18 protein-coding genes are annotated in these 23,321 nt (G+C 65.1%); 6 read left to right on the top strand and 12 right to left on the bottom strand.

Translation table 11 applies throughout. The features are described from left to right. Window positions 1–11 precede the first annotated feature (11 nt). Window positions 12–1,292, bottom strand: a complete 1,281-nt coding sequence (gene tssL, locus CK220_RS15565; RefSeq protein WP_348629661.1) for a type VI secretion system protein TssL, long form — start codon at window positions 1,290–1,292, stop codon at window positions 12–14. 529 nt (window positions 1,293–1,821) lie between these two features. Then, window positions 1,822–2,904 (bottom strand): type VI secretion system-associated FHA domain protein TagH, encoded by a 1,083-nt coding sequence (gene tagH / locus CK220_RS15560; protein WP_095812372.1) that lies wholly within the window; start codon window positions 2,902–2,904, stop codon window positions 1,822–1,824. A gap of 307 nt (window positions 2,905–3,211) precedes the next feature. Between tagH (CK220_RS15560) and tssI the strand changes: the two genes are divergently transcribed. From tssI to CK220_RS15530, 6 genes are read left to right on the top strand one after another with little or no spacing between them, the layout of a single operon-like run. Continuing rightward, on the top strand, window positions 3,212–5,539 hold the full coding sequence (gene tssI / locus CK220_RS15555) for a type VI secretion system tip protein TssI/VgrG (RefSeq protein WP_095812371.1): 2,328 nt from the start codon (window positions 3,212–3,214) through the stop codon (window positions 5,537–5,539). A 9-nt stretch (window positions 5,540–5,548) separates the two neighbouring features. Then, window positions 5,549–5,977, top strand: a complete 429-nt coding sequence (locus tag CK220_RS15550; protein WP_095812370.1) for a DUF6484 domain-containing protein — start codon at window positions 5,549–5,551, stop codon at window positions 5,975–5,977. A 2-nt stretch (window positions 5,978–5,979) separates the two neighbouring features. Further along, on the top strand, window positions 5,980–7,050 hold the full coding sequence (locus CK220_RS15545) for a HEAT repeat domain-containing protein (RefSeq protein ID WP_095812369.1): 1,071 nt from the start codon (window positions 5,980–5,982) through the stop codon (window positions 7,048–7,050). Between the two features lie 4 nt (window positions 7,051–7,054). Further along, window positions 7,055–8,014 (top strand): DUF4150 domain-containing protein, encoded by a 960-nt coding sequence (locus CK220_RS15540; protein ID WP_095812368.1) that lies wholly within the window; start codon window positions 7,055–7,057, stop codon window positions 8,012–8,014. 10 nt (window positions 8,015–8,024) lie between these two features. Then, the gene (locus tag CK220_RS15535) at window positions 8,025–8,573 is read left to right on the top strand and encodes an SMI1/KNR4 family protein (RefSeq protein WP_095812367.1); all 549 of its coding nucleotides are present in this window, start codon (window positions 8,025–8,027) and stop codon (window positions 8,571–8,573) included. Beyond that, window positions 8,557–9,555 (top strand): type VI immunity family protein, encoded by a 999-nt coding sequence (locus CK220_RS15530; RefSeq protein WP_176479099.1) that lies wholly within the window; start codon window positions 8,557–8,559, stop codon window positions 9,553–9,555. The genes CK220_RS15535 and CK220_RS15530 overlap by 17 nt, the downstream gene beginning before the upstream one ends. A 16-nt stretch (window positions 9,556–9,571) precedes the next feature. Here the strand turns inward: CK220_RS15530 and CK220_RS15525 are convergent, their stop codons facing one another. Genes CK220_RS15525 through tssF form a run of 10 tightly spaced genes read right to left on the bottom strand, consistent with a single transcriptional unit; the run spans window position 9,572 to window position 23,320 of the window. Beyond that, window positions 9,572–10,627, bottom strand: a complete 1,056-nt coding sequence (locus CK220_RS15525) for a beta-ketoacyl synthase N-terminal-like domain-containing protein (protein WP_095812365.1) — start codon at window positions 10,625–10,627, stop codon at window positions 9,572–9,574. After that, window positions 10,627–11,682: a DUF2169 domain-containing protein gene (locus CK220_RS15520; protein WP_095812364.1), complete on the bottom strand. Its 1,056-nt coding sequence runs from the start codon at window positions 11,680–11,682 to the stop codon at window positions 10,627–10,629. The genes CK220_RS15525 and CK220_RS15520 overlap by 1 nt, the downstream gene beginning before the upstream one ends. A 12-nt stretch (window positions 11,683–11,694) precedes the next feature. Further along, on the bottom strand, window positions 11,695–12,264 hold the full coding sequence (tagF, locus tag CK220_RS15515; protein ID WP_095812363.1) for a type VI secretion system-associated protein TagF: 570 nt from the start codon (window positions 12,262–12,264) through the stop codon (window positions 11,695–11,697). Beyond that, complete coding sequence (gene tssM / locus CK220_RS15510; RefSeq protein ID WP_095812362.1) at window positions 12,246–15,788, bottom strand: type VI secretion system membrane subunit TssM; 3,543 nt, start codon at window positions 15,786–15,788, stop codon at window positions 12,246–12,248. The genes tagF and tssM overlap by 19 nt, the downstream gene beginning before the upstream one ends. After that, entirely contained in the window at window positions 15,788–17,122 is a 1,335-nt protein-coding gene (gene tssL, locus CK220_RS15505; protein WP_095812361.1) for a type VI secretion system protein TssL, long form, read from the bottom strand. Before tssL (CK220_RS15505) ends, tssM begins: the two co-directional genes overlap by 1 nt. Before the next feature lie 4 nt (window positions 17,123–17,126). After that, a complete protein-coding gene (gene tssK / locus CK220_RS15500; protein WP_067327608.1) occupies window positions 17,127–18,461 on the bottom strand; it encodes a type VI secretion system baseplate subunit TssK in 1,335 nt (444 codons plus the stop codon). 37 nt (window positions 18,462–18,498) lie between these two features. Then, complete coding sequence (gene tssJ / locus CK220_RS15495; protein ID WP_066989071.1) at window positions 18,499–18,951, bottom strand: type VI secretion system lipoprotein TssJ; 453 nt, start codon at window positions 18,949–18,951, stop codon at window positions 18,499–18,501. 3 nt (window positions 18,952–18,954) lie between these two features. Next, window positions 18,955–20,403 (bottom strand): type VI secretion system-associated FHA domain protein TagH, encoded by a 1,449-nt coding sequence (gene tagH, locus CK220_RS15490; protein ID WP_095812360.1) that lies wholly within the window; start codon window positions 20,401–20,403, stop codon window positions 18,955–18,957. Beyond that, entirely contained in the window at window positions 20,400–21,482 is a 1,083-nt protein-coding gene (gene tssG / locus CK220_RS15485) for a type VI secretion system baseplate subunit TssG (RefSeq protein WP_095812359.1), read from the bottom strand. The genes tagH (CK220_RS15490) and tssG overlap by 4 nt, the downstream gene beginning before the upstream one ends. Further along, entirely contained in the window at window positions 21,446–23,320 is a 1,875-nt protein-coding gene (tssF, locus tag CK220_RS15480) for a type VI secretion system baseplate subunit TssF (protein WP_095812358.1), read from the bottom strand. Before tssF ends, tssG begins: the two co-directional genes overlap by 37 nt. Between the last annotated feature and the right edge of the window lies 1 nt (window position 23,321).

Here is a 23,321-nt window from a genome sequence, read left to right as displayed (position 1 = left end):
GCCGCGCGCGCTCACAACGTCTCCTCCTTCGGGATCATCACGTCGACGCGGCGGTTCTTGGCGCGGCCGTCAGCTGTCGCATTGTCGGCGATCGGTTCGTCCTCGCCCTTGCCGTCGACCGCGACCCGCGACGGGTCCTTGAGCTCGTTCGCCACCATTGCCTGGACGGCTTTGGCGCGCGCTACGGAAAGATCGAAGTTCGATTTGAACTGGCTCGACTTCTTCGGCTTCACATTGTCGGTGTGACCGACGATCCAGATTGGTCCAGGCTCGGCATTGAGAGCCGTGGCGATGTCCGCCGCAATGGGCTGGAACTCCGGCTTCAACTCGGCTTGCCCGGGCGCGAACAAGACCTGGTTGCTGATTTCGACCACGACGAAGTTGCCCTTGGTGCCGACCGTCAGTCCGCCGCCGGCGATTTCGTTGGCGAGCGCGGCACGGATGCGGTCGATCTGCGTGATGGTGGGAACGGCAGGCGGCGGGCTGGCTTCCGGCGGGGTGGCTTCCGGCCGGGCGGCTTCCGCCGGCTCGGCAAGCGGGGCCACGCTCGCGCGATCGATGGTGACCGGCGACGAGGGATTGAGCGCCAGCAATTCGCCGGCTGTTGCGTCGCCCTCGTCGGTGATCAGGATCCGTAGCCCGAAGAAGGCCGCCGTCACCAGCGTCGCGGCGGCGGCCGCGACCGCCCATAGCGGCAATCGCGCGCGGGGCTTTGACAGCGCCGCCGCCATGCCTTGCCAATGGGGCGAGATGTCCCCGGCGCGTGGTTGAAAATAGCGGATCGTGTCGTAGACGTCGCGCCGGACGCGTTCGAGAGCGTCCCGTTCGCCCACCCTCCCACGATATTGGCCCTCGAACCCGAGCGACAGGCAGGCATGCAGCAGTTCGAGCAGGTCGTGATGACCCTCCGGCCGGCCCAGGATCTTGTTCAGCGCCTCGTAGAAACCGGCCCCGGTCGGCTTGGTGTGGAAGAACCGCTGCACCAGGCTGTGCGCGCTCCAGCCGTCGTCCTTCGGCCAGGGCAGGTTGCCGACCAGATCGTCGGCGGTCTCGCATAGGGCAAATTTAGCGAGCCGTGCGTCCTCCTCGGCGATGCCGGCCTTCGCCAGCTCACGCTCGAATGTCTCGATCGCTTCGGCGATGTGCTCCGCCAAAGGGGCCGCTTGCCGCTCGACCGGCATCAGCCGCAACTGGCCGAACAGCATCAGCAAAGGCGCCGCCGCAGCGAGAATCTGATTAGCTGCGGCGTATTTCACGCCATCCGCGGCGTTAAGCAGGATTTCCTGTTGCAACGCGGGCGCCGACGCCGCAGCGGCAGCCGCTGGAACCGCGTTTTGAACGACCACGGTTCCGGACGACCAGCCGGTCGGCATCCGCCGGCCGACGCCGGGGTCGAAAACCGTCGATTCCCTGGCGGGTGTCGCAGCGGGCTCAGCGCCAGCCGAAGAGGAACTCGCGGGAGCCGCGGGCGAGCGTTGTCTTGGCCGTGGCGCTCGGATGACGGTCTTGTCCGCCGGCCGGGATGGATCGTCCTTCGAACTCATCGGCGATCCACCGTCGCGGCGGGGCGAACATTTGTCTGACTTGAAATGAGGCCGGTTTCTGGCTTTTCATGCCGAGCTTTGGCGGCGGGCCGGATGGAAAGGCTCATCTCGCCGAAACATGACATTGCTGCACACGCCCCAAGCCACGCCGCTTTGCCCGCCAGGCAAGCTTCCGTACGTTATCCTAACCGTACAAGCAGCTGATTGAAATCGGAAAGCAGGATGCTCGAAGCAACGCTTTCTTCTGTGAGACCCGTCACATAGCCCGGGTCCCCACCTACTTCTGCTTGCTGGCCTTGGCATAGGCTTCGCTGAAATAGGCCAGGAAGACGTCGAGCATGCCGTTTTCATGCTTCTCCTCCATCGCCCGCCACGTGGCGACGAGGGCATCCCACGCCTGGCTCTTCTTGGATGAGAAGGAGGCCGGCGGCAGCTTCCTGGCGATGGCCTCCGGCGACAGGTCGTCGAGCAGCCTGGAAAGCGCGGCCTGCATGGCGGCGTAAGTGGCCAATTCGTGCGTCTTGAGGTCCCGGAAAGCGTCCTCGACGCTGTGCGCGGCGTCGAGATAGCCGGTCCGGCGTTTGGCGAACATGATCTCCAGTATGTCGTCGGTGCCGGGAACGAATTTCAGCGGGTTGTTGTTTTCGGCGCCGATCATCGTGCGGTTGGCGCTCTTGGCCAGCACCTTGGCCGCCGCGCGCGCCTTGAGCAGCAGCGACAACTGCTCGACCGTGGTCCTGAGCACGGTACCGATCTCGGCGGCCACCTCATGCAGATCGCGCGATTGAAGCAGGGCAGGCGAAATGCCGGCCGCCTTCGCGATATCCTGCAGCAGCGTATCGGTTCCCGCGGGCTGGCCACCCGGCTTTGCCGGGGTTGCGGGCGGCCCCAGCGCCGAAGAAGTCGATGCCGCTCCCTGCCCGGGCCGCTGTTCCGTCCGACTGAAGAACGGCTCTTTGCCGAGCTCCAGCTGTCTGCCCGTAGATGTCGGCAACTCGCGTTGCGTCGACCCGGGCCGGGTTCGCGGATGGCCGGCGGCGGCGCCTTCCTCGTCAATTGATACCGCAACGACATAGCGGCCGATCAGCATCCGGTCGCCATGCGACAGCCGGTGCGGACCGGCCATGCGTTGGCTGGAGCCGTTGACGAAGGTGCCGTTGCGCGAGATGTCGTAGAGCCAGAAGCCGCCCGCCTGGAAGCGGACTTCGCAATGCCGGCCCGAGATGATCTTATCCGGGTCGGAAAGCGTCCAGTCGCAATTCTCGCGCCCGATCTCGAAGCTGCGGTCGCGGGCGGCATAGCTCGCGGCGGCGCCGGACGGCAGCCTGTCGACATTGCTGATCTGGAGCGAGATGAACATCCGGAAGCGTCGCCGAACTTGGTCAACAAATGCTTATTTTCACGCAACTCCGAACGGAAAACCGCCATGCGCTGTTCCGGGAATTGCTCTGGCATTCTAGCAGCTTGCGCGCGCGGCGGGAGAGGAGCGTTTCACACCGGCGCCTGGCGCGGTTTAGCCGCAGCTTTTATTTGGCCGACACCAAACATGTGCTAGGCTGAAAACGGTCCGGTGCGGTGGGTGCGAAAAGTTCCCGAACGTGATGCGGTTAACATAGCGGGGGCTTCAATCCATCATACTGGCGGCCGCGTCCAGGAGGGGCACGACCATGCCGAACGAACGCGCCACGGTTGTGCAGACGCCGGCTGGCGGCGATGTGCTGACCTTCACCCATCTCGTCGGGCGCGACGAGATCAGCCGCTGTTTCGCCTATACGGTCGGCTTCGTCTCGAAGAGCCATGACGTCGATCCGCTGAAGATGCTGGGCGGCGTCGTTTCGGTCGAGGGCGAATCCGATCCGAAGCGCTGGTTCAGCGGCCTTGTGTCGGAATTCAAGCTCATCCGCATCGAGGACAGGCTGGCCTTTTATGAGGCGATGGTCAGGCCGTGGCTCTGGTTCCTCGGCAACACCACCGATTGCCGCATCTTTCAGAATATGACGGCGGTCGAGATCGTCGAGAAAATCTTCTCGAAATACGGCATCGCGAAATTCGAAAAGCGGCTGCAGGGGTCTTATCCGCAGCGCGAATATTGCGTCCAGTATGACGAGAGCGATCTCGATTTCGTGCAGCGGCTGCTCGAGCACGAAGGCATCTTCTATTTCTTCGAGCATGACGAGGGCAAGCATACGCTGGTGCTCTGCGACGCGATGAGCAAGCTGAAGGCAGCACCCGGCTATGAGAAAGTGCTTTATAATTTCGAGGGCCAGGGCTCGCGGCGCGACATCGAATACATCACCGAATGGATTCCGGGCAGCGCGGTGCGGCCGGGGGCCTATGCCCACACCGACTATGATTTCGAGAAACCGGGCGCCGACCTGATGGCGAAGTCCGCCCAGCCTTTCAGCCACAAGGAGGCCGCGGGCGAGAACTACCGCCAGCCCGGCGCGCATCTCGATGTCGGACGAGGCGACACGATTGCGGGAATTCGCCGCGAGGAACTTCAGGCGGTGCACCAGCGCAGCACGGCGGTGGGCACCGTGCGCGGCCTCTTTTCCGGTTGCAAGTTCAAGCTGGAAAGCTTTCCGCGCGACGACCAGAACCAGGACTATCTGGTGATCAGCGCCGAATACCGGCTGTTCGACCCGGGCTACCGGACGCAGAACGAGGCCCATAGCGAGAATTTCAAGGTGGTGCTCGGCGTGGCGCCCACCAAATTGCCCCACCGCCCGCCGCGCATCACCCCGCGGCCGATCATGCGCGGCCCACAGACGGCGACGGTGGTCGGCCCCTCCGGCGAGGAGATATTCACCGACAAATATGCGCGCGTGAAGGTGCAGTTCCACTGGGACCGCCTAGGCAAGAAGGACCAGAACTCTTCCTGCTTTGTGCGCGTGTCGCAGACCTGGGCCGGCAGCGGCTGGGGTTTTATCCAGATCCCGCGCATCGGCCAGGAGGTGATCGTCGACTTCATCGAAGGCGACCCGGACCTGCCGATCATCACCGGCCGGGTCTACAACGCCTCGCAGATGCCGCCCTACGGGCTGCCGGGCAATGCGACGCAATCGGGCTGGAAGTCCAATTCCTCAAAGGGCGGCGGCGGTTACAACGAGCTGATGTTCGAGGACAAGGCCGGCTCCGAGCTGGTCAATTTCCAGGCGCAGAAGGACCACCACCTGCTGATCAAGCACGATCGCAACAAGCTGGTCCAGCACGACCAGTCCGACCGCATCGACCACGACGCCAAGCACTCCGTCGGCCACAACCTCGACGAGGACGTCGGCAACAACAAGACGGTCAAGATCGGCGTCGACCAGACCACCAACATCGGCAGCAACGACACCGAAACGGTGGGCAAAGACCGGTCGCTGACGGTTATGGCCAACGAGACCATTCACGTCGTCGCCAATTCGACGGAAAACATCGACGCCAACCACTCGCAGACGGTTGGGTTGGTGCAGACGGTGACGGTCGGTGCCGCGCGTGTCGATACGGTGGGGGCCTCGGAGACGCGGACGGTGGGCGCGGCACAGATGAACACCATTGGCGCAACGCGGTCGGTCAGCGTAGGGATCAGCCAAAGTCACAGTATTGGCGCGGCAGACAGCTGGGACATCGGTGCCGGGCAGACCGTCAACGTCGGCGCGGATCAAAGCGTGACCATTGGAAGCGCTCAATCATTCAACGTCGGTGCGGCGCGCAGCGCCAGCGTTGGGGCCGATGATTCCACGACGGTCGGAGGGGCTCATTCGCTGGGAATCGCGAAGGGCAGTTCGATCAGCGTCGGCGAGGACAGTACAATTAAGGTCGGGAAGAAATTGGTAATCGATGCTGGAGACGAGATATTGATCCAGACCGGATCGGCCAAGATCATGATGAAGAAGGATGGTTCGATCGGAATTGAGGGCAAGGACATCTCGGTCAAGGGATCGGGCAAGATCACCATCAAGGCATCGAGCGACATAGTCATGAAGGGCTCGAAGATCAGCGAGAATTGAGGGGCGGCTATGAGCGACGTTCGCGAACGCATCGATGGTGTGGTGATCGGGATTTTCCTCGGCTTCGACGATGACGCTTCGCCGCTGGTGGTGTTTCCCGGCAACCCGGAGGAAGCCGCCTTGCCTGCGCGCAGCCTGACCGAACTGACTGCCGACATGATCGGCCAAGAGGTTGCCTTGCTGTTTCAGGAAGGCGACGCGATGAAGCCATTGATCGTCGGCCGCATCGTCGAGCCGGCGCGCAAGACCGCCGCGCCGCAAATCCTGCGTGACGGCGAGCGTGTTCGCATTGTCGGCGATGAGCGTATTGAGCTACGCTGCGGCAAGGCTGCGATCCTCATGGAAAAGGATGGCCGCATCACCATTCGCGGCACATACGTCACCAGCCATGCAAGTGCCGCCAACCGGATCCGTGGCGGCTCGATCGACCTCAATTGACGATGGCCGCAACTCGTAACCAGACTGCTAAAGGCGAGCCCAAACGGCCGATCGTTGGCGACGTCGTCAGGCAGCACGCCGAACAGGCCGCGTTCTTCTGGGCGCAGCGCGACACGTTGATGCTTGCCGATCCGCCGGATCTTGCCGTCGTCGCGGGCGTCGACAACCGTCTGGAAACCAACCTCGATGGTCTGCGCATCGCCGGTCCGGCTGCCTGGCCGCTGATCGTCGCCACCTATGAGGACTTCCCTGAAAAAGGCGAGCTGTTTCTCTACGCCTGGATGGCGATCGAGCAGAATGACAGTCGCCGCTTGGCCGAGACCCTCGAGCTCGGCCGTCAAAGCGAGGACAACGCATGCGGGCTTATCGGCGCGCTGGCCTGGCACAAACCGCAGACAATCGCCGCCGAGGTGCGCGACTGGATCGGCGCGCAGGACGCTTTCAAGCGCTTCCTCGGCGTGTCGGCCTGCCTCCGGCACGGCGTCGACCCCAGGCAGATGCTGTCACGGCTCGTGCGTGATCCCGATGCGCGCGTCCGCGCTGCCAGCCTGCGCCTTGCCGGCAAGCTGCGGCGAACGGACCTCGTCAATGAATTGCGAACTGCTTTGCAGGATCGCGAAGAGCTGCCCCGGTTCTGGGCCGCCTGGGGCTTGACGGAATTTGGTTCTGGCGACCTGGCCAGTCCCGAACTGCGGAAGGTGGCGGTTGGAGGCGGCCCTGACGCGATGACGGCGCTGCGCGCCGCGGTCAAGGCAGCGCCCGACAAGGATGTGCGGGCCTGGATGGGCGGGCTGCTCAAATCACCCGAGACGGCGCCCCTGGCGGTGCGTGGCGCCGGCATGCTGGGAGACCGCGCCTTGCTGCATTGGCTGATCCACCAGATGCGCGCGCCGGCTCTGGCCGTGTCGGCGGGGGCCGCATTTCTGGAACTGTTTCCGCAAGCGCGGTCTGAGGACAAGCTGTTCTCTCTCGAGCCGGAAGTGCTGGGCGAGGCATTTGCAACGCATTTCGACGACAGTCCGCCCTATCTGCCGGTGGCGGAGCGGGTGAAGGAATGGGCAAAGGGGTTGTAGCGCGATGCCGTCACACATCTCCGTCAACAATCTCGGCCTGACCTACAAGGGCACTGTTGGCCTGTCGATGGCGACGATCCCAGACGTCTGCAAGACGCCGAGCCCGGGCGGGCCGGTTCCGCTTCCTTACCCCAATATCGCCGAACAGTCGTCGCTCTCCGACGGCACGACGACGGTCTTTGCCAAGGGCAAGATGATTGCCATCAAGGGCTCCCACTACAGCCGCAGCAATGGCGACGAACCCGGCACCGTTGGCGGCGTGAAGTCCAACGTCAACATGAAGGCGACGGACTGGATCACCTATTCCTTCGATGTGAAGATGGACGGCCAGAATGCCTGCCGTCATACTGACAAGAAGTTCCACAACGACAAGAACACGGTCGATCTCGGCGGCAATGTCGATCCGCGCAGCAAGACCGAAGGCACGGTACTGGTCATCCTGTGCGATGGCGCGCCGAAAGGAAAAACGAAATCCGGACGGCCCCGCAAGGAATACGACAAGTGCGAGCTTGAAGAGATTTGCGCCAAGATCAAGTCATACAATGACGCGTTGAAAGGCAGAAAAAGTTCGGAGTTCACCGAGGTCAAGCAGGCCGGCAAGAGATATGGGCCCGATGGCGCCGGCACCAGAAACTCAGGCAACAACGTCTGCAAGTCGATCAAGCGCTACGCCAGGATGGGTAAGGGGCCGGGCGGCGAGGGCAAGCCTGAGGATATGGGATTCCACGACGTTTCGCCCGGCTGCAAGAAGAAGCTGAAGGAGAAGGCCGAAAGCACCCGGCCGAAATACAAGCTGTTCAGTCCGGACCACGTCCAGGAAATCCAGCACAACGGCCATCCGACCCGCGGTTCCAATCTGCGCTGGATGTCGCGCCGGCCGAACAAATGGATCGGCGGCGCGATGAGCGATTTGAAAACAAGCGGCCCCAACCAGCATACCGGAGTGCGAGGAGACTGCTGCTGATGGAGCCATCATGCTGAACGAGAAAAAGCGCTCGGAACTTGTGGCCGCGCTTCTGGAGGCCAAGCGCGAGCTCGACGGGCTGACGTTGGATGAGGACATGACCGATCCGCCGGCAAAGCCGGCGACGGAAAACGACTTAGCGCGCTTCGAGAAGAAGTGCGGTTTTCCCATCGAGCCCTCCTATCGCGCTTTCCTGTTGATGCACAACGGCTGGGCCGACTTCGACGGCGATGCCGCTATTTTGGGGACCAGGGGAAGCCGTGAGGAATGGTTCGAGGAAACGCTCGAAATGGTCTGGGAGGTCTTTGAGGACTTTGGCGACGAGAATCCGGCGGAAGACGCAGTCGCTGTCGTGCTGGGCGAGGACACCAACAACTATCTCTTCATGTGGCCGCCGGCACCAGGGGGGCAAGCGACGTTCAAGGAATATGAGGATGGCAAGTTGACGCGCGAATACCGCGATTTCGACGAATACCTCACTGAATTCCTGAAATCGCTGAGGCACTCCATCGATGTCGAGCGCGAAGGGGCGGATACCGGCGATGAAGACGGTCAGTGAACGTTCGCCGGGGTTCCCCGACGCGCTTCTGACATCGAGAATGGTCGACGATGCGCCGCTCAACAAGATCCTGCTTGAGGTGGTGGTCTATCCAAAACGACTGACAGTCGACGATTTCGACTGGATTCTCGATCTCTACGAGACCGTGTGTCCCAGGGACCGCTTCAAGCTGTTCAAGATCACTGAATTGCCGTTCTGGTCGCAGGTGGCGGATCCGGTCCTGACGCAATCGGCGCGCGCTGTCAGGCGCTCGCCCTACAGCTTCTTCGAAGCGGCGCGCAAGCGCATAAGCGAGGGCCGCGCCCTTGAGGCACAGCTCTGGGACGGTTGCGAGATTGACGATCCGCGCGGAACATTCAACCTGAATATCGAGGCGCTCAAGCGAAGGAAGCAGGGGCTGGCCTGGTACGTCCGCTTTCTCTTTCCCCTCGATTTCGCGACCGCGCAATTGTCCGGGCTTCTGCGGACACTGGTGGATCGGCTAGATGTCTTTTCCGGGCATGGCGGGCCGGTCTTCGCCTTCGCAAGAGACAAGAAGGACGAGGCTTTCACCGAAATCTATGCCAAGGCGCGGCGCTTCTGGGGCATCGATATCGACATGCTTGATCTGACGCCCTTCAGGATGCGAAGCGAGTTGAAATCGCCATGCTGGTTGAATGCGCTGGGCTCGCCCTTCAGGGACGATCCCGGTGTTGCAGCACGCACGGAAGACCTGCGCGCAGATCCCGATATAACAGTGTTCGACCAGCGGCACGCCACGGTATTCGTGCTTGGCGCTGAACCGGATGCGCTCGACCGCAACCGGCTCGTCAAAAAGGTGCTCGTCTATCAGCGTATGGCCGAGGTGATCGACGGATTCATTCTGGACGCTGTCGGTCCGCTGGCTGGCGACGGGTTCATATCCAATGCGGACGCCACTGATGCATGGCTTCACCGCTTTTCGCTGGGATCGAACTGGATGGCCGCACCTGACGTCCAGTAGGCGCCGCTGCCCATGGTCAGGGCGGACGCCGGGGCGAGCCGAGCAGGATCGCTGAACGGGCACCGTTTTCCGAACTTGCCCAGATCAGCGACAAAGGGCCCTTCTGATAGTTGCGAGCTTGCGCCTCGGTGACAAGGCTCACGAAGAGCGGCCCTGAGGCCGCGCCGACATCGCCCCAGCAGTCGGCCGGGGTTTCGAAATCGGCGGCGTTCCTGAAGCGGCCCGGATTTCGGATGACGGCAAAACCGTATTCGTTTCCGCGATAGCGCTCGCCGTTCATGTCGCAGATGATGCGGTCGACCGGGTCGGCCGGCGCATCCTCGAACAGAGTCTTGAACGCCGCACCCAGGCCTTCTCCAAGCACCACCGTTTCGGTCTTGATCCGGTTGCCTTCGCTGGCGGTCGATGTAGCGATGATCTCTAGCAGCGGCTGCAAACCAAGGGCGCGGGCTGTGGCCAATGTGGTCAACAGGCAGAAGCCCGCCGCCTCGCCGGGGCAGAAGCCATAGATATTGCCTTCGGAATGCAGCTGTTCGGTCTCATCCAGCCATTCGAGGGTCTCCGGTTCCAGATAGGTGTCGACCCCTCCTGCGAGACAAAACCTGGCCTTGCCGTCGCGCAGCAGCTTGCAGCCGTGATAGATCGCGAGCAGGCCGCCGGCATGTCCGCCCGCGGTCGAGCCGCCGCCCTCCAGGGTCACATGCTGCGAAAGCCGCGTGCGCAGCTTGGAATTGACCTGGACGGCGAAGCCTTCCGGTTGGCCGCGGCGCGATTCTCCGGTCGAGAGGATCAACGAGACTTCCGTCGACGACGCCATTGCCAGCAATGGGCGCAGCGCATCCATCGCCGGCGCGAGCGCGATTTCAACGGCGCGCTCCGGTCCGTTGAGCATTATGTCGATGCCCCTGTCTCTCGTCACCTTCATCAATTCGCCGAACCGGTCGACCATGTAGGGATGGTCCTGGATCGCCGAAAGGCCGGCCCGCACAGCCGCCGCGCTTGATGCCGCATCGAAGCCGAGCGGCGTGCGCGCGCCGACGCCCACCACCACGATGGTTTCCCCCTTCGCCATCAGAAATCGTCCACCAGCCACACACCGGTGGCGGCGACAGTCGGCGATACACCGCTCCGCCGCCTGATCCGCACCGTCGTGTTTTTCAAACGCTCTTCGTCAAAGGGAACGGGCAACGTCGACATCCAGGTGATCGAAAACTGCCTGAGATCGGGGTTGATGCGCAAAGTGTGGATCGCCACCTCGTCATGCCTTCGATCCGGCCGGCCGTAGAATTCGGTAGTGATGACGAAGGTTACGCGCGGCAGCAGGAACCGCCAGAAGCCGTCCTTCGTGAAGTTGCCGAGACGCACGTCTTCGTAACCGATGAGCGGCGCTTTCGTTTGCTGGTCTTCGGGCGCGCACTGGTAGTAGCGACGGTCGAAGTCGAGCGGCAAGAGCGGGTCTCTCGTCTTCGCCCACGCATCGCCATAGGTGCCCGCGTGTTTCGCCCGCGGCTGCCAGTGCCGTGCCACCGGGCCGAAGGCAGCCGGCTTGCCGCTGCGATGATCGCGATAGGGCGCATCCGGGTATTCGAAGTTCGGCGCTGTCTTGCCGACCAGCCTTTGCGGATTGACGCAAAAGCCGGTGCCGAGGGGATTGCGCTGATCCCAATCCGGCGTCGACTCCTCCATATCCGTGCCGCCATATGTCCGACGCCAACTGATCGGCATTTCGAAGAAGGGCTGCGGCCGGCTCATGCGAACCGAAACCGGACCAGGCAGAAAAACACGGTCACCGATGATCCTGACGGCCTTGTCGAGGTCGCCGATCTTGATACGCGCGATCGCTTCCAGGCTCGGCTGGCCGCCCGGCGTGCGAACATGCCCCTCGATGAGCACGTCGGTATGTTTCTTCTCAATGTTGAAATCGCTTTCGTCCAGCAACTCGTTGGCATCCGCGCCAAAGAGCGGAGCCTTGGTGACCGGCGTCTGGTCTTTCAGCAATGTCTGCTTGCCGTCCGGATCGATCTCGAACGAACCCTTGATCGCCACCAGCCACACCTCATGACCGTGTTCGTCGCGGGTCCAGTTGCGCTCTACGGCGAACGGCGTGTGGTTCGACAAAAGCCACATCGATTCCCCTCCTCATCCGAGAGGGGCTGAGGGCAGGATAGGCGTGGTCTCCCAACTCGCCGCGAAGATCTGCTCCACCGTCTTTTGCGGCGCCTGCGGGTCGACATCGAAAATGTCGGTGCGCGCGGTCCACATGACGAGGTCGTCGATGACATCGCCATGCTCATCGACTGCCGGGGCGGGGAGTGCGCCCAGCGCGGCATCCAGTTCGTCGGGCGTCAGCTCGCCCCGTTGCGCGGCGAAGGCCGCTTCCTCGATGCGGTCGAACCAGGCATCCGAATAGGCCAGCCGGAGAGGCGCCTCGGCAAGCTGTGCGACGACGCTGAGCGGGAACTGTCGGCCGACCTTGTCGGCGCTCTGCACGATGACGCCGGCCGAGGCGCCGAACGAGGCGGGGCCGGCGAGGAAGCGCAAGGCAGTGTCCGTCTGCCACGCATCGTGGCCAAACAGCGGGACGATCTGCTGCGCCAGCCAGCGGTCCCAGACTCGCACGAAATCTCCCGCCAGCCGCCGCGTCACGAAATCGCCGGTGGCGGGCATCTTGCCGTAGAAGCCGGGCACGTTCAGATCTGTGGCGGACATGTGAACTTCTTGAACATTTCGAGGGTGTAGGGGTTCTCGACGCTCGCCGCCTTGAGCTCGAAATCGGCATACATGCCTTTCGTGCCGAGCCGCAGGCTGTAGACATCGGAAAGCTTGGTTCCGGCGAACTTGCCGCCGCGCAGCATCCTCAGCCACGCCCAGCTGCCGGTCTCGTTGAGCATCACCTCGGGCGAGCCGTCGACCGGCTGGAAGGCGAGCGAGATCACGCCGGTGCCGTCCTTGCCGGGCCACGTCATCGGCTGCGGCCGGGTCGCGTTGTTGTAGTAGACGAGGTTCTGGCCATCGAGGTTGAGCGTCACGCGCGCCACGTTGGGCGACAGGTCCTTCGGCTCCAGCGTGAAGTTCATCACCGGGCCGGTGCCGCCGGGGAACAGGTCGTCGCGGATGTGCCGCGCCTGCTCGAACGCTGCCAGCGCCGAAGCGTCGAGGCCGAAATCGGCGCGCCACTTCCATGGCTGGCTGGCGGTGTCGACATAGTTAATCAGATGGTCGTTGATGAAGGCGTCGATCAGGCCCGCCGGGCCGAACAGGCGCTGGAAATCACGCACGTTGACGTCCACCGCGCTTTCCGGGCTGAACGGATAACGGTTGTTGAGCGCGGCCTGGCAGAAGGGCAGGATATCGGCGCGCCAGATGGCGTTGAGCTCGTTGGTGACCGCCTTCTGCGTCAGCCCGCTGGTGTCGCCGGCAATGCCGCCCAGCCAGTCGTCGATCGGGTCAGGCAGGATCTGCGCCTGCCTGGCGACCGCGCCGGTCAGCTCGGCGAGGCCGCCCTGCTTCTTGATGGCGTCCTGCGGGTCGGGATTAGCGGTCACCGTCTGCAGCACATTGGACAGCGCCGTCAGCGCCACCACGGCGGCATCGAGCGCCGGCGGCTGGCCGTCGACCTCGGCAATCGCGCCCTTCAGCCGCTTGAAATGTTCGGCCACCAGGCTGCCGGTCATATCGACCTGCTCGGCCGAGCCCGCGCGCGGCAGCAATTTCGCTCCCGTCTTCACCACCTTGCCGAGTTTGCCGAGCTTGGAGAGCAGCTTCGAGCCGCTCTTGGCGGCGCCGCCGTTCTTGTCATCAGCCGGCGCTTCGTCGGAACGGGTGAGATCGAGTTCCTGCACGACTGCGGTGAGCAGCCGTTTCAGCGCGGAATCGGCGCTCGAAAGGTCCTTGAGGTTTTCGCTGGCGACGTTGAGGTCTCTCAGCGGCGCCAGCCGCATGTCGCGCAGGAAGCTGTCCCACTGCGAAATGTAGTCGTCGTAGTAGAGCTTCAGAATGTCCTCGGACAGCGCCGACACCGAGGTCTCGGAATTCTCCGAGCAGCCGCCGGCAAACACCGCGCGATCGAGCGCTGCCTGCGCCGCCACATCCTCGACGCGATCGAGAACGGCGTCGTGGAAGCCGGCATAGGTGTAGGCGCCGGGAACGCCGACGCGCAGCGTCTTGTCGGAGCGGCGCGCGAACACTTTGGCGCCGTTCGGACCGGCGAAATTGGCGGGCACCCATTCCTTGACCGCGGCCACTTCCGGGTCGGCCAGAAGCTGTTTGTAGGCGCGCTCCGGCAGCGAGATCGTGCACACCGTCTTCAGCGCCTCGGCCACCAGCTCCTTGTCCGGGGCGATGTAGCTGTCGTCGACCGCCATGCGGCGGATCGCGGCAAGCTGATGCTCTTCGGCGTCGGCGGTCGGGAAGGGCGGGGCGGGCGCGAACTCCGGCAGGCTGTTCACCCACCAGTTCTGCACGAAGTCGGTGTCCATCTGCGACAGGCCAGTCATCATGCGATAGGTCTTCAGCGCGCCGAGCATGAAATCCGGATCGCGGATCTGCCGCCACATCGTGGCTTCGAGCAGCGCCACCATATGCGGCTCGAGCACGTTGCGCAGCGCGTGGTCGTAAGTGTCGGTCTGGGCGCGCACGAGCTCGGCCGAAGCGGTCGGGCCGAGCACATTGTGGACAGCGTCCGGCGGTGCGGTGCGCGCCGTCGCCACCGCATCCATCGCGGCCAGCACCCCGTCCATCGTCGGCTGCTCCACCGAAGCCGGCGTGGCGGAGACGTCGGTCAGCGGCGTCTGCAGCGCCTCGAACTGGCCGGCCTGCTCGGTGATCGCGTTGCGGTTGTCGAGATAGGACCAGGTGAACAGGCCGCCCGCCAGCAGGGCCGCAAGCGCGCAAGCCGCGGCCGCGCCGCGCCAGATCCAGGCGCGGCGGCGCTGCGCCAGCGGATCGAAGGTGCCGAGACCCGCTTCCTTGAAGATGACTTCGGTCAGGAGATTCCGCAGGAAGAAGCTGCGCTTCTCGACGCGCGGCGCCAGCATCGCGCGGCGCGGCGGCAGCCCGAAGGAGGAGGACAGCGCCGCCGTCAGCCGGTCGATCGGCGCGCCTTCCTGTGTCGCCGAGGTCAGATAGAGGCCGCGCAGCCAGGCGGCTTCCTCGTAGCGGCTTTCGCCGAACATCGCCTCGATCAGCACCTGGATCGGCTCGGAGAGGCTGGCGAGCTGGGCCGGGAAACGGAAGATTTCCGCGCGCGAGCCGAGCTTGTCCTCGTCTTCCAGGCGCGGCACCAGCCGCCGCTCCAGCTCCGTGGCAAGCACGGCGAGCTCTCTTTCGATAGTCTTGGCGTCGATGCGGGCGTCGAGCGGAAAGGTCGTTCCCCATACCTGCTCGCGGGCGGCGGTCGAGAGACCGCCGAAGAAGGCCTCGAACCCCTTGATCAGGTCGGCCTTGGTGAGCATCAGGTAGACGGGAAGGCGGATTTCGAGGCGGTCGTTCAGCTCCGCCAGCCGGCGGCGGATCTTGCGGCCATGCGCCTTGATGGCTTCGTCGCCTTCCGAAAGCACATCGATCGACAGCGCGACGATGACGCCGTTGAGCGCACGGCGGCCACGATGCTTCTTGAGAAGATCGAGGAAGCCCAGCCATTCCGTCGCGTCGACGTCGGGCTGGCTTTCCTGCTGGACGTAACGGCCGGCGGTATCGATCAGCACCGCGTTCTCCGAGAAGAACCAGTCGCAATTGCGCGTGCCGCCGACGCCCTGCAGGTCGTCGGTGAGATCGATCGGGAAGTTGAGGCCGGACTGTCGCAGCGCGGTGGTCTTGCCGGTGGCCGGCGGCCCGACAATGACATACCAAGGCATCTCGCGCAGGAATTTGCGGCCGCCGAGCTTGCGCCGCTTGAGCTCAGCCATCACCTCGCCGAACTTGGCGCCGACCGCGGCTACGCTCTCCTCGCCGGGAGTGAGCTGCTTTTCCGCCACGGGCGCGGCGATCTCGGCGACGAACATGCGGTTGGCGCGGATCGCGCGGCGCTGCGCGATGATCAGCCAGATCAGCCACAGGATGATCAGCCCGGCGATGATGGCAATGCGCACATTGTCGGAATCGAACGGCGCATACGGGCCGACTTGGACGATCGGGCCGAATACCCAGATCAGCAGCGAAAGCAGCGCAATGCCGATCAGCGTCCAAAGAAAGCGCGAGGTGAGAACCGCCCAGAGGAAGCGCAGGATGAACATCAGAGCCTCTTCTCGACCAGGACCTCGACACGGCGGTTGAGCGCGCGGCCCTCGCGCGTCGAGTTGTCGGCCACCGGGTCCGTCTCGGCGCGGCCTTCGGCATGGATGCGCTCCTGCGGCACGCCGGCCTGCACCAGAAGGTTGGCTATGGTCTCGGCGCGCGCCTCCGACAGCCGCTGGTTGGACGAAAGCGGGTTGGATTTCTGCAGGCGCACATTGTCGGTGTGGCCGACCACCGTGACGTTCCCGATCAGCTCCTGATTGGCGAGGATCACCTTGGCGATCGACTCCACCAGCGGCTCATAGCCCTGTGTAAGCGTCGGCCGCGACGACTGGAACAGCTCGGGGTTGGAAGACTGGATGACGAGCTTGGCCAGCGACACGCTCTCGGTGCCGCTCAGCGCCTCCTTGAGACCATCCGGCGCCTCGGCCTTGAATTCAGGCAGCAGCGCAAAATCGACCGGTTCCGGCTGCGGCGCCTCGGGTTCGGGCGCGTCGACCTTGGGCGCGGCGCGGGTGACGTCGCCCCGCGAGGGCGGCGGCAAAGCGCGGACCAGGGCGGAGAGCTCGACCGCCTGACTGCGCAGCCCCATCGAAAGGCCAACATAAGCGGCGGCGGCGATGACCACGGCCGCCAGCGCCATCACCCAGATCGGCACGATGAAGCGCTGCGGCTCGTCCGAGGCGATCACGCCCTTCCAGTTCGGCGACAGCGGCGCGTCTTCGGCGTCGGCATTGCGCAGGAAGCGCGCCGCCGCCACGCGAACGGCGTTGAGCGAGCGGTCGCCGGCGCGGCCAGGCACGCGATATTTGCCGCGGAAGCCGAGCGCCAGGCAATAATACTGCAGCTCCAGCATTTCGCGGTCGCGGTTCGGATGCCGCTCCAGTTCGTCGAGCCGCGAGAAAAACTGCGTGCCGGCATCGACGTCGCCGCGCAGCATCACCACCAGCGGCTGGCGCGGCCAGGCGCTGGCGCCGCCCCAGGGCGTGTTGAGCGCGAGGTCGTCGAGCAAGGCCGCCACCGCCCAGGCGGCCTGATCGGCCCGCTCCAGCGACGAGCCCGCGGCCATCGCGGCATCGCGTGCGCGCACGAGCTCGTCGAGCAGGCGCGTGCGCAGCACTTCCGGGTTCTCGGGCGCCAGCGCGCTTTCCAGCTCCGGCGCGAATTCGAGCAGCGGCGCGAAGGTATTGATCAGCACATTGGGATGGGCGCGCGCGCGCTTGACCGGCGCGCCCGGCGCCAGCGGCGCCATCGGCCGGGGCGAAGCGCCCGTCAGCCTGATGCGCGTGCGTTCGCGATCCTCCGACAGTCCGAAAGGATCATCCCGGCTCATGGCCTCACCTGTTCACCGAATAGCAGTCGACCTGCGGCTCGCTCGGCAGCACACCGGAAACGCCAATGACGAAACCGGGCGCGTCGAGCAGCGAAGCCCAATGCTCGCTCTTCTGGTCCAGTTCCAGGCACAGCCGGTCGCCGTCATAGGGGATTTCGCGCGGCTGCGAATGCAGCGGCTTCAGCGGAATGCCTGGCAGGCGCGACTTCCACAGCCCCTCGAACTGGTCCGCCGAGCCGACGGTCGCCTGGTTGACGAAGATCTTGCGTAGCGCGTCTTCCGACAGTTCGGAGCCGACGCGGATGACGATGCGGCTGGCCACCAAAAGCTTCGGATTGTCGATGCGCACCTTCCAGACGTTGGTCGCATGCCGCATGACCGGCAGCGCGCGCGATTTCGGCTCGATATAGCGCAGGCTGAGGATCAGCGACCGCAAGGCGTCCGCCAGCGCCATGTAGGCCGGGCCGGGCGCCATGTGGTCATAGGCCGGCAGCTCGCCGAGCCGGCGCGAGCTGGAGCCATAGGTCGCCATTTCGCCGGCGAGGCCGGCGAGCTCGAGGTAGAGCTCGGCCGGATGGAAGACATCCTGCGCCAGCATGTGGGCGAGCCGCGGCTTGGCCGCATTGGCAAGGTGGAGCATCAGCAGGTCCTCGACGCTGCGGCCGGGCCCGCCCATCACCATCTTGCCGTGCGCTTCGGCGATCTGGTCGAGACCGGTGACGACCTCCTGCAGCAATTGCCGATACCAGGCGACGGCGCCGGTGATCAGCGTCGGCGGCAGGAAGCTCTCGTCGAGCGAGACGCCACCGTCGGCCCGCACGCCCTTGATGTCGGCGACCGGCAGCGCGGTGTAGCCGCCGACCGATTTGCCCGGCGCAAGCAGCACCGCCTGCGGCCGGGCGATCTCGATTTCTTCCGGGTCGGCGCCGCCCTGCACCGAATCGCGCACCGACACGATCCTGCCGTGATAGCGCGCTCCGGTCGACGCGGCATGCGCCGGGTCGAAACCGACGCCGCCGGGCGGCTCGAGCGGCAGCGCGACCAGCACCGGCCCGGCGCCGGTGTCGGCCGTGACCGGCAGCGGTTTCGGCGCATCCATCATTTCCGGGATGGAGAAGGGCGTGCCGTCGGGGAAAATACCCCGGGCAGACACGATGGAAACCTGGCCTGCATCGAGCAGCGATTGATCGAGCGTCAGCTGCTGGAAGCCGAACGTATGGAGCTGGCCGGCCTGCAGCGCGCCGCGCACCATCGCCTCGAAGAACCGATCCTGCTGCTGGAAATGCTGGGTTCTCAGGAAGAGCCCCTCGGACCATAGCACCCTGTTTGCGTCGCTCATGCCGCTGCTCTCTGCACTGCCAACTGCTGCCTCGCCGTCAGGCGGAAATACCGCCGCCGCCTAGCGTGACGTTGATGGTGAATTTCGATCCCGCCGACACCGACTTGGTCGTGCGCCAGTTCCTGCCGCCGGGTTCGCGGATGAGCGCGACGAAGCCAAGCGCCGTCGCGTTCGGTTCGACCGTGATGGTCTTGGCCGCCGTCTTGCCCGGCGCGACCGAGATCGAGTCGGATCCGATGAGGTCGGCCCCAAGTGCGGACCCGGCATCGCCCTGCAGCGCGAAATAATCGGCCGAATTGAACTTGCCGGTGCTGGCAAGCCGCATCACCAGGACAGTCACCGGCCGATCGCCGCCGCCGGGTCCCGGATTCATGCCGGCGCCACCGGTCACGTTGACCGAGATAACCGATGGTTTCGGCGGGCCGCTCTGGCAAGCCGCAAGCAGCCCCGTCGCGCCGAGGGCAACGATGAATTCGCGTCGATCGATCATGTCCTACTCCTCTTCGTATGCATCCCTGAAGTCTGCCCCGATCTCGCCCAGGAAACTCGATTCCGCGCTTTGGGCGATGTCGCGATGGCGTTTCTGGTAAAGCTCCCACAGCTTGGCGTTGCGGCCGCCCGCAAGCAGGTTGCCGATCGCGGAATTGGATTTCAGCTCTTCCTCGATCGCCGCCGGATCGAACCGGTCGATCATGCGCCGCAGCGCTGCCTGAACGCCGCGCCAGGCGCGCACGTGGTGCTGCGCCAGATCCTTCACCGCATCGCCGATCGCCGCCTCGCCGGAGAGGAAGCCGGGGCTGCGTTCCGAGATTATGGTGACGATGACATCCTCGACCGTCGGCAGGAATTTGAGCGGGTTGACCTCGGAGGCGCCGACCACCGTCTGGGCAACGCGCGCGCTGCCCTTTTCCTCGGCGCGCTTGCGCAGAAGCTGCATCAGGCCGTCCAGCATCAGCCGGTACTCGCGCCCGAATTTCTCCATTTCGGCAATCGCGTCGCGCCCGAGAAAATCGGCCTCCTCGACCCCCATGCCGCGCAGGAAGGCGGCGCGCAGCGCCATATCGCCGGGCGCAGGCTGAGCTGCGCGGGACGGCCTGGGCGCGGGAACCGGCCGCGGCGGAGGCGGCGGCTCGGCCGTGCGCGCCGGCATGTCCCACGCAGGAGCGACCCGCGGCTTTTCGCCCGGCTGCTCGCCGCGACCGGCCGGATGGGCGCCGTTGGCGGAGGCCGGCGTCGCGGCTGGGCCGAAGCCGAAGTCGTCGAGGCCGGTCGGTTTCGGCGCCGGCTGCGCCGTATCGCTGCGCGACGGCATGTCGCCGAAGCCAAACGGATCGGACTGGCCAATTGCCGAGTCGTCATCCGAGGCCGGTGTCGCCACGGGGTCGAGGCTGAATGGGTCGTCGAAGGCGGGCGAACTGCGCTGGTTCGAGGCGCGGTCATACGCGCCGGGCACAGGCTGCTCGAACGGGTCCGGCAGATCGGCCGGCCGCGGCCGCCGCGGCTCCTCCTCGACCTTGGCCGAAAAGAAATCGTCGCCGCCGATGCTGGGCGAAGATCGCGGCTGAGGCGCCGACCAGGCGGCGGCAGAATGGTTGGCAACCTGACCGACCGATGTCTGGCTCGCGCTTGGCTGGACCTCGACATAGAGCACGTAGTCGCCAAGTCTCAAACGCATGCCGCTTTGCAGCCGTGCCGACCTGCCGGTGCCGAGCGGGCTGTCGGAATCGTCGATGAACAGCCCGCTGCTCGACGTGTCGGTGACGAAGTAGCCGTCGCGGCCGCCGCTGATCTTGCAATGGGCGCGCGACACGAACATGTCCGGATCCTCGATCTGCCAGCCGGCATCGGCGCTGCGCCCGATCACCAGCTCGCCTTCGTCCAGCCGGGTCTGCCTGACCACCTGGGAGCGCGGGCCTTGTTCCAGCGTCAGCAGCAGGCTCATGCAGCCGCCTCCGCCATTTCCGGCCGCCAGCCGACGATAGTGCGCAGCTTGAGATCGTCGGCGTCTCCCTTCTCGGCGAGGCGCGCAAGCCAGGAGGTTCGGCCGAGCTGGACGGTTCCGATACGGGGCGGCGGCACGGCGTCGCGCGCAAGCACGATGCGCAAATCGACATCCAGCGCTTCGCCGATCATATCGCGCACCGCTTTCTTGAAGAGGCTAAGGCGCCGCTCTCCGGGCAAGAACGACTTGAAGTCGTCGAGATCGAGCGGGCCGACGCGCAACTCGATCCGGCTCTGGCGGCTGAAGACGCGCGGACCGATCGTGGCCCCGCGCCCGAGCGCCGCATAGGCCTTGCCGACGCGGCTCTGCAGTGCCGCCGGTATGGTGATCCAGGAAGCGACGAATTCCTTGATCTCGACCGGCACCTTGAAGGCGGTGGCAAGAAACAAGGTCAGCCGTTCCGGACCGTCGACCTGGCTGGCCAGCGATCCGGCCTGGCGCAGCCGCACCGTGTCGAGTTCGGGATCCTGGGTGCCGGGAAGACCGATCCCGGACATTGCTTCCAGCATGGCGCGGACGCGTCCGCCGACCGAGCGCTCGACCTGCACCGCCGGATGTGCGTCGGCCCAGGCGCGGTAGTAAAGCGCGATCATCCGGTGCTGCAGGATGTTGACGAAGTCGACGAAGGTTGTGTCGCTGGTTTGCTCCGCTTGCGTGCCGGTGAACCAGCGCTGCGACAGCCGGTCAAGCACCCAGCGCGTCAGATGCAGCGGCATCGGCCCTTCGGGCCCGAGCAGTCCGAGATTGGCGACGGTCACCCGCGCCGGAGCCTTTTCGCCCGCCTCCTGGAATTTCATCACGTCCCTGGCCGAGAAGCTCAGGCGCACATGCTGGCCGAGCCGCGCCGGCTCGCGATTGGCCTGACCGGAATAGCCGAACAGCCCGCCCCGCTGCTCCAGCCGGCGCAGCAGCTCGAAGAAGTCGAAGCTTTCCGACAACGCCCCGATTCCGTCCGGGGCGGCTTCGCTCGGGGCGGGCCGCGCTAGATCAGGTAGCGATTGCCGGGCGTCATCGGCCATGGCACATCCTCCTGCTTCTGCAGCAGCCGCGTGCGTGTCCGCACGAAACCGTTTATCCCGGCATGGCGGGCAAACAGGCGCGCCAGCAGGGCCGAAAGCAAAAGCGTGCTTTGCCCCGCCAGCACCGACTGGTCGACATGCAGCGTCACTTCAGTGCCGCGCCCGAAGCACATCGGCCCGTCGATCTTGAGCCGCTCGATCACCGGGCGCGAGTCGATGCGGGTGATCGAATGCACGTTGCGGGCGAGGCTCGGGTCGCCGCGGTCGGCATAAAGATCGAGCAGCGCATGCAACGGATCGACGCCGCGGCCTTCCTTGGCGAGACTCAGGAAGTTGAGCGAAAGCTGCGCCACCAGCCGCCAAGCGAGATTGTCGGCGCGGGATTCGCCTTCGGCGCCCGCCGGCAGCGACGCCGGGATCGACGGCTGAGGCGGCCGCAACGCGCCGAGCAGCCTGACGGCCTCCACCGGGTCCGCCGTCTCCAGCGTCAGGGTCGGCGTGTCGTCGAGGATCGGCAGGTCGCGATTGGTGCAAAGCGCCATGATGTCGAGGCGCTTGAGCGGCCGGTTGGCCGGGTTGCCGGCCGGGCGCGACACCGAGAGGAAAACGTCGTCGCCCGTGTAGGAGGTGCGGGTCAGGCCGTCGCGCCGTTCATCTTCGGTGGCCCTGCGAGGGCGCCGCTCGGTCGAATAGACCCAGCCGCTGCCGCGGTTCTGCCCCAGGCTGAAAAGCTCGGGAATCTCGGCCTCGATGCCCTCCGCGTCGGCATCCTCCACTCGGGTGACGCGGAAGATCTCGAAGTCGCGCGCCCGGGTTCGGTCGGCATGCAGCACTTGCCGTGTCCTGCGCGGGTCGATCTCGATGACGTTGCATTCCCGTTCGAAGAGATTGATCAGCGGCGTCACGAAGAGCTCGAAATCGGCCGGCGTCACATCGGCGAGCTCGGGCACCGGGCGCCGGAACAGGAAGATGATCTCTATTCCCGCCTCGCTTTTGCGCACTACCGGCTGGAGGCCGGCGACCCGCACATAGTGGAAGCGTTCGGGGATCATGAAATACTCGCGCAGCAGCCGGTAGCCCTCGAAGGTCGGGCGGGTGCGCGGCATCAGCGCCTCGTCGTCGCGGATGCCGACCATTTCGGGCTCGGGCAGCGCCGATAGCAGATTGGTCTTTCCTTCCACCCGCGCGCCGACGGCCAAGCAGGCCCCGAAGATCGCGTCGAACAGGAGCGGCGCCTTGGCGCGCCCGGCGAAATAGAGATCGAGGCGGTCGAGCGACAGCTCGCTGAGCTTGCCCTTTCCGGTGCGCGCAAGCGCGACGCGCAGCGCTGCCTCGCCGCGCGCGCCGCCGACCGGGCCGATGCCGGCGGCAGCCAGCGCGCTGCGATCCTGGAAATAGCTGACAGAGGTGATCGCGATCGGCCACAGCGTGATCTCTTGCGCGGTGGTGAAGGTTGACCGCGTCGACAGCCCCGGATGCAGGCTGGAGACCAGTCGTGTGCCGCGCGCGACGGTATGGCCGGCGATCATCGACTGCACCTGCTGGCCGGGTTTCAGCACCGCCATCGCCGTTGCCGGCGCCGGGGTGACAAGGTCCGGATAAAGCACATCGAGCACGGCGCGCGAGAAGCGCGAGCGCTCGGCGTCGACCTTCAGCCGCGTGCGCGCGGCAAGGAAGGCCACGCCGTCGAGCAGCCGTTCGACATAGGGGTCCGGACAGGGGACGGTGTCGAGGGAAAGGTTGCGGGCGACCGCCGGATGCATGTCGGCGAATTCCGCGGCAAGCGCCCGGATATGGGTCAGTTCTTCTTCGTAATATTCGACGAAGACCCGATCCATC

Origin of the sequence: Mesorhizobium sp. WSM3860, assembly GCF_002294995.1 — a bacterium.
GTDB lineage: Bacteria > Pseudomonadota > Alphaproteobacteria > Rhizobiales > Rhizobiaceae > Mesorhizobium.
The sequence above is the reverse complement of the archived record's forward strand: the minus strand, read 5'-3'. Positions and strand labels throughout refer to the sequence as shown.

Coding starts and splice junctions, on each gene's coding strand:
- tagH (WP_095812372.1), bottom strand. CDS start 2,904: ATGTTCATCTCGCTCCAGATCAGCAATGTCGACAGGCTGCCGTCCGGC.
- tssI (WP_095812371.1), top strand. CDS start 3,212: ATGCCGAACGAACGCGCCACGGTTGTGCAGACGCCGGCTGGCGGCGAT.
- CK220_RS15550 (WP_095812370.1), top strand. CDS start 5,549: ATGAGCGACGTTCGCGAACGCATCGATGGTGTGGTGATCGGGATTTTC.
- CK220_RS15545 (WP_095812369.1), top strand. CDS start 5,980: ATGGCCGCAACTCGTAACCAGACTGCTAAAGGCGAGCCCAAACGGCCG.
- CK220_RS15540 (WP_095812368.1), top strand. CDS start 7,055: ATGCCGTCACACATCTCCGTCAACAATCTCGGCCTGACCTACAAGGGC.
- CK220_RS15535 (WP_095812367.1), top strand. CDS start 8,025: ATGCTGAACGAGAAAAAGCGCTCGGAACTTGTGGCCGCGCTTCTGGAG.
- CK220_RS15530 (WP_176479099.1), top strand. CDS start 8,557: ATGAAGACGGTCAGTGAACGTTCGCCGGGGTTCCCCGACGCGCTTCTG.
- CK220_RS15525 (WP_095812365.1), bottom strand. CDS start 10,627: ATGGCGAAGGGGGAAACCATCGTGGTGGTGGGCGTCGGCGCGCGCACG.
- CK220_RS15520 (WP_095812364.1), bottom strand. CDS start 11,682: ATGTGGCTTTTGTCGAACCACACGCCGTTCGCCGTAGAGCGCAACTGG.
- tagF (WP_095812363.1), bottom strand. CDS start 12,264: ATGTCCGCCACAGATCTGAACGTGCCCGGCTTCTACGGCAAGATGCCC.
- tssM (WP_095812362.1), bottom strand. CDS start 15,788: ATGTTCATCCTGCGCTTCCTCTGGGCGGTTCTCACCTCGCGCTTTCTT.
- tssL (WP_095812361.1), bottom strand. CDS start 17,122: ATGAGCCGGGATGATCCTTTCGGACTGTCGGAGGATCGCGAACGCACG.
- tssK (WP_067327608.1), bottom strand. CDS start 18,461: ATGAGCGACGCAAACAGGGTGCTATGGTCCGAGGGGCTCTTCCTGAGA.
- tssJ (WP_066989071.1), bottom strand. CDS start 18,951: ATGATCGATCGACGCGAATTCATCGTTGCCCTCGGCGCGACGGGGCTG.
- tagH (WP_095812360.1), bottom strand. CDS start 20,403: ATGAGCCTGCTGCTGACGCTGGAACAAGGCCCGCGCTCCCAGGTGGTC.
- tssG (WP_095812359.1), bottom strand. CDS start 21,482: ATGGCCGATGACGCCCGGCAATCGCTACCTGATCTAGCGCGGCCCGCC.
- tssF (WP_095812358.1), bottom strand. CDS start 23,320: ATGGATCGGGTCTTCGTCGAATATTACGAAGAAGAACTGACCCATATC.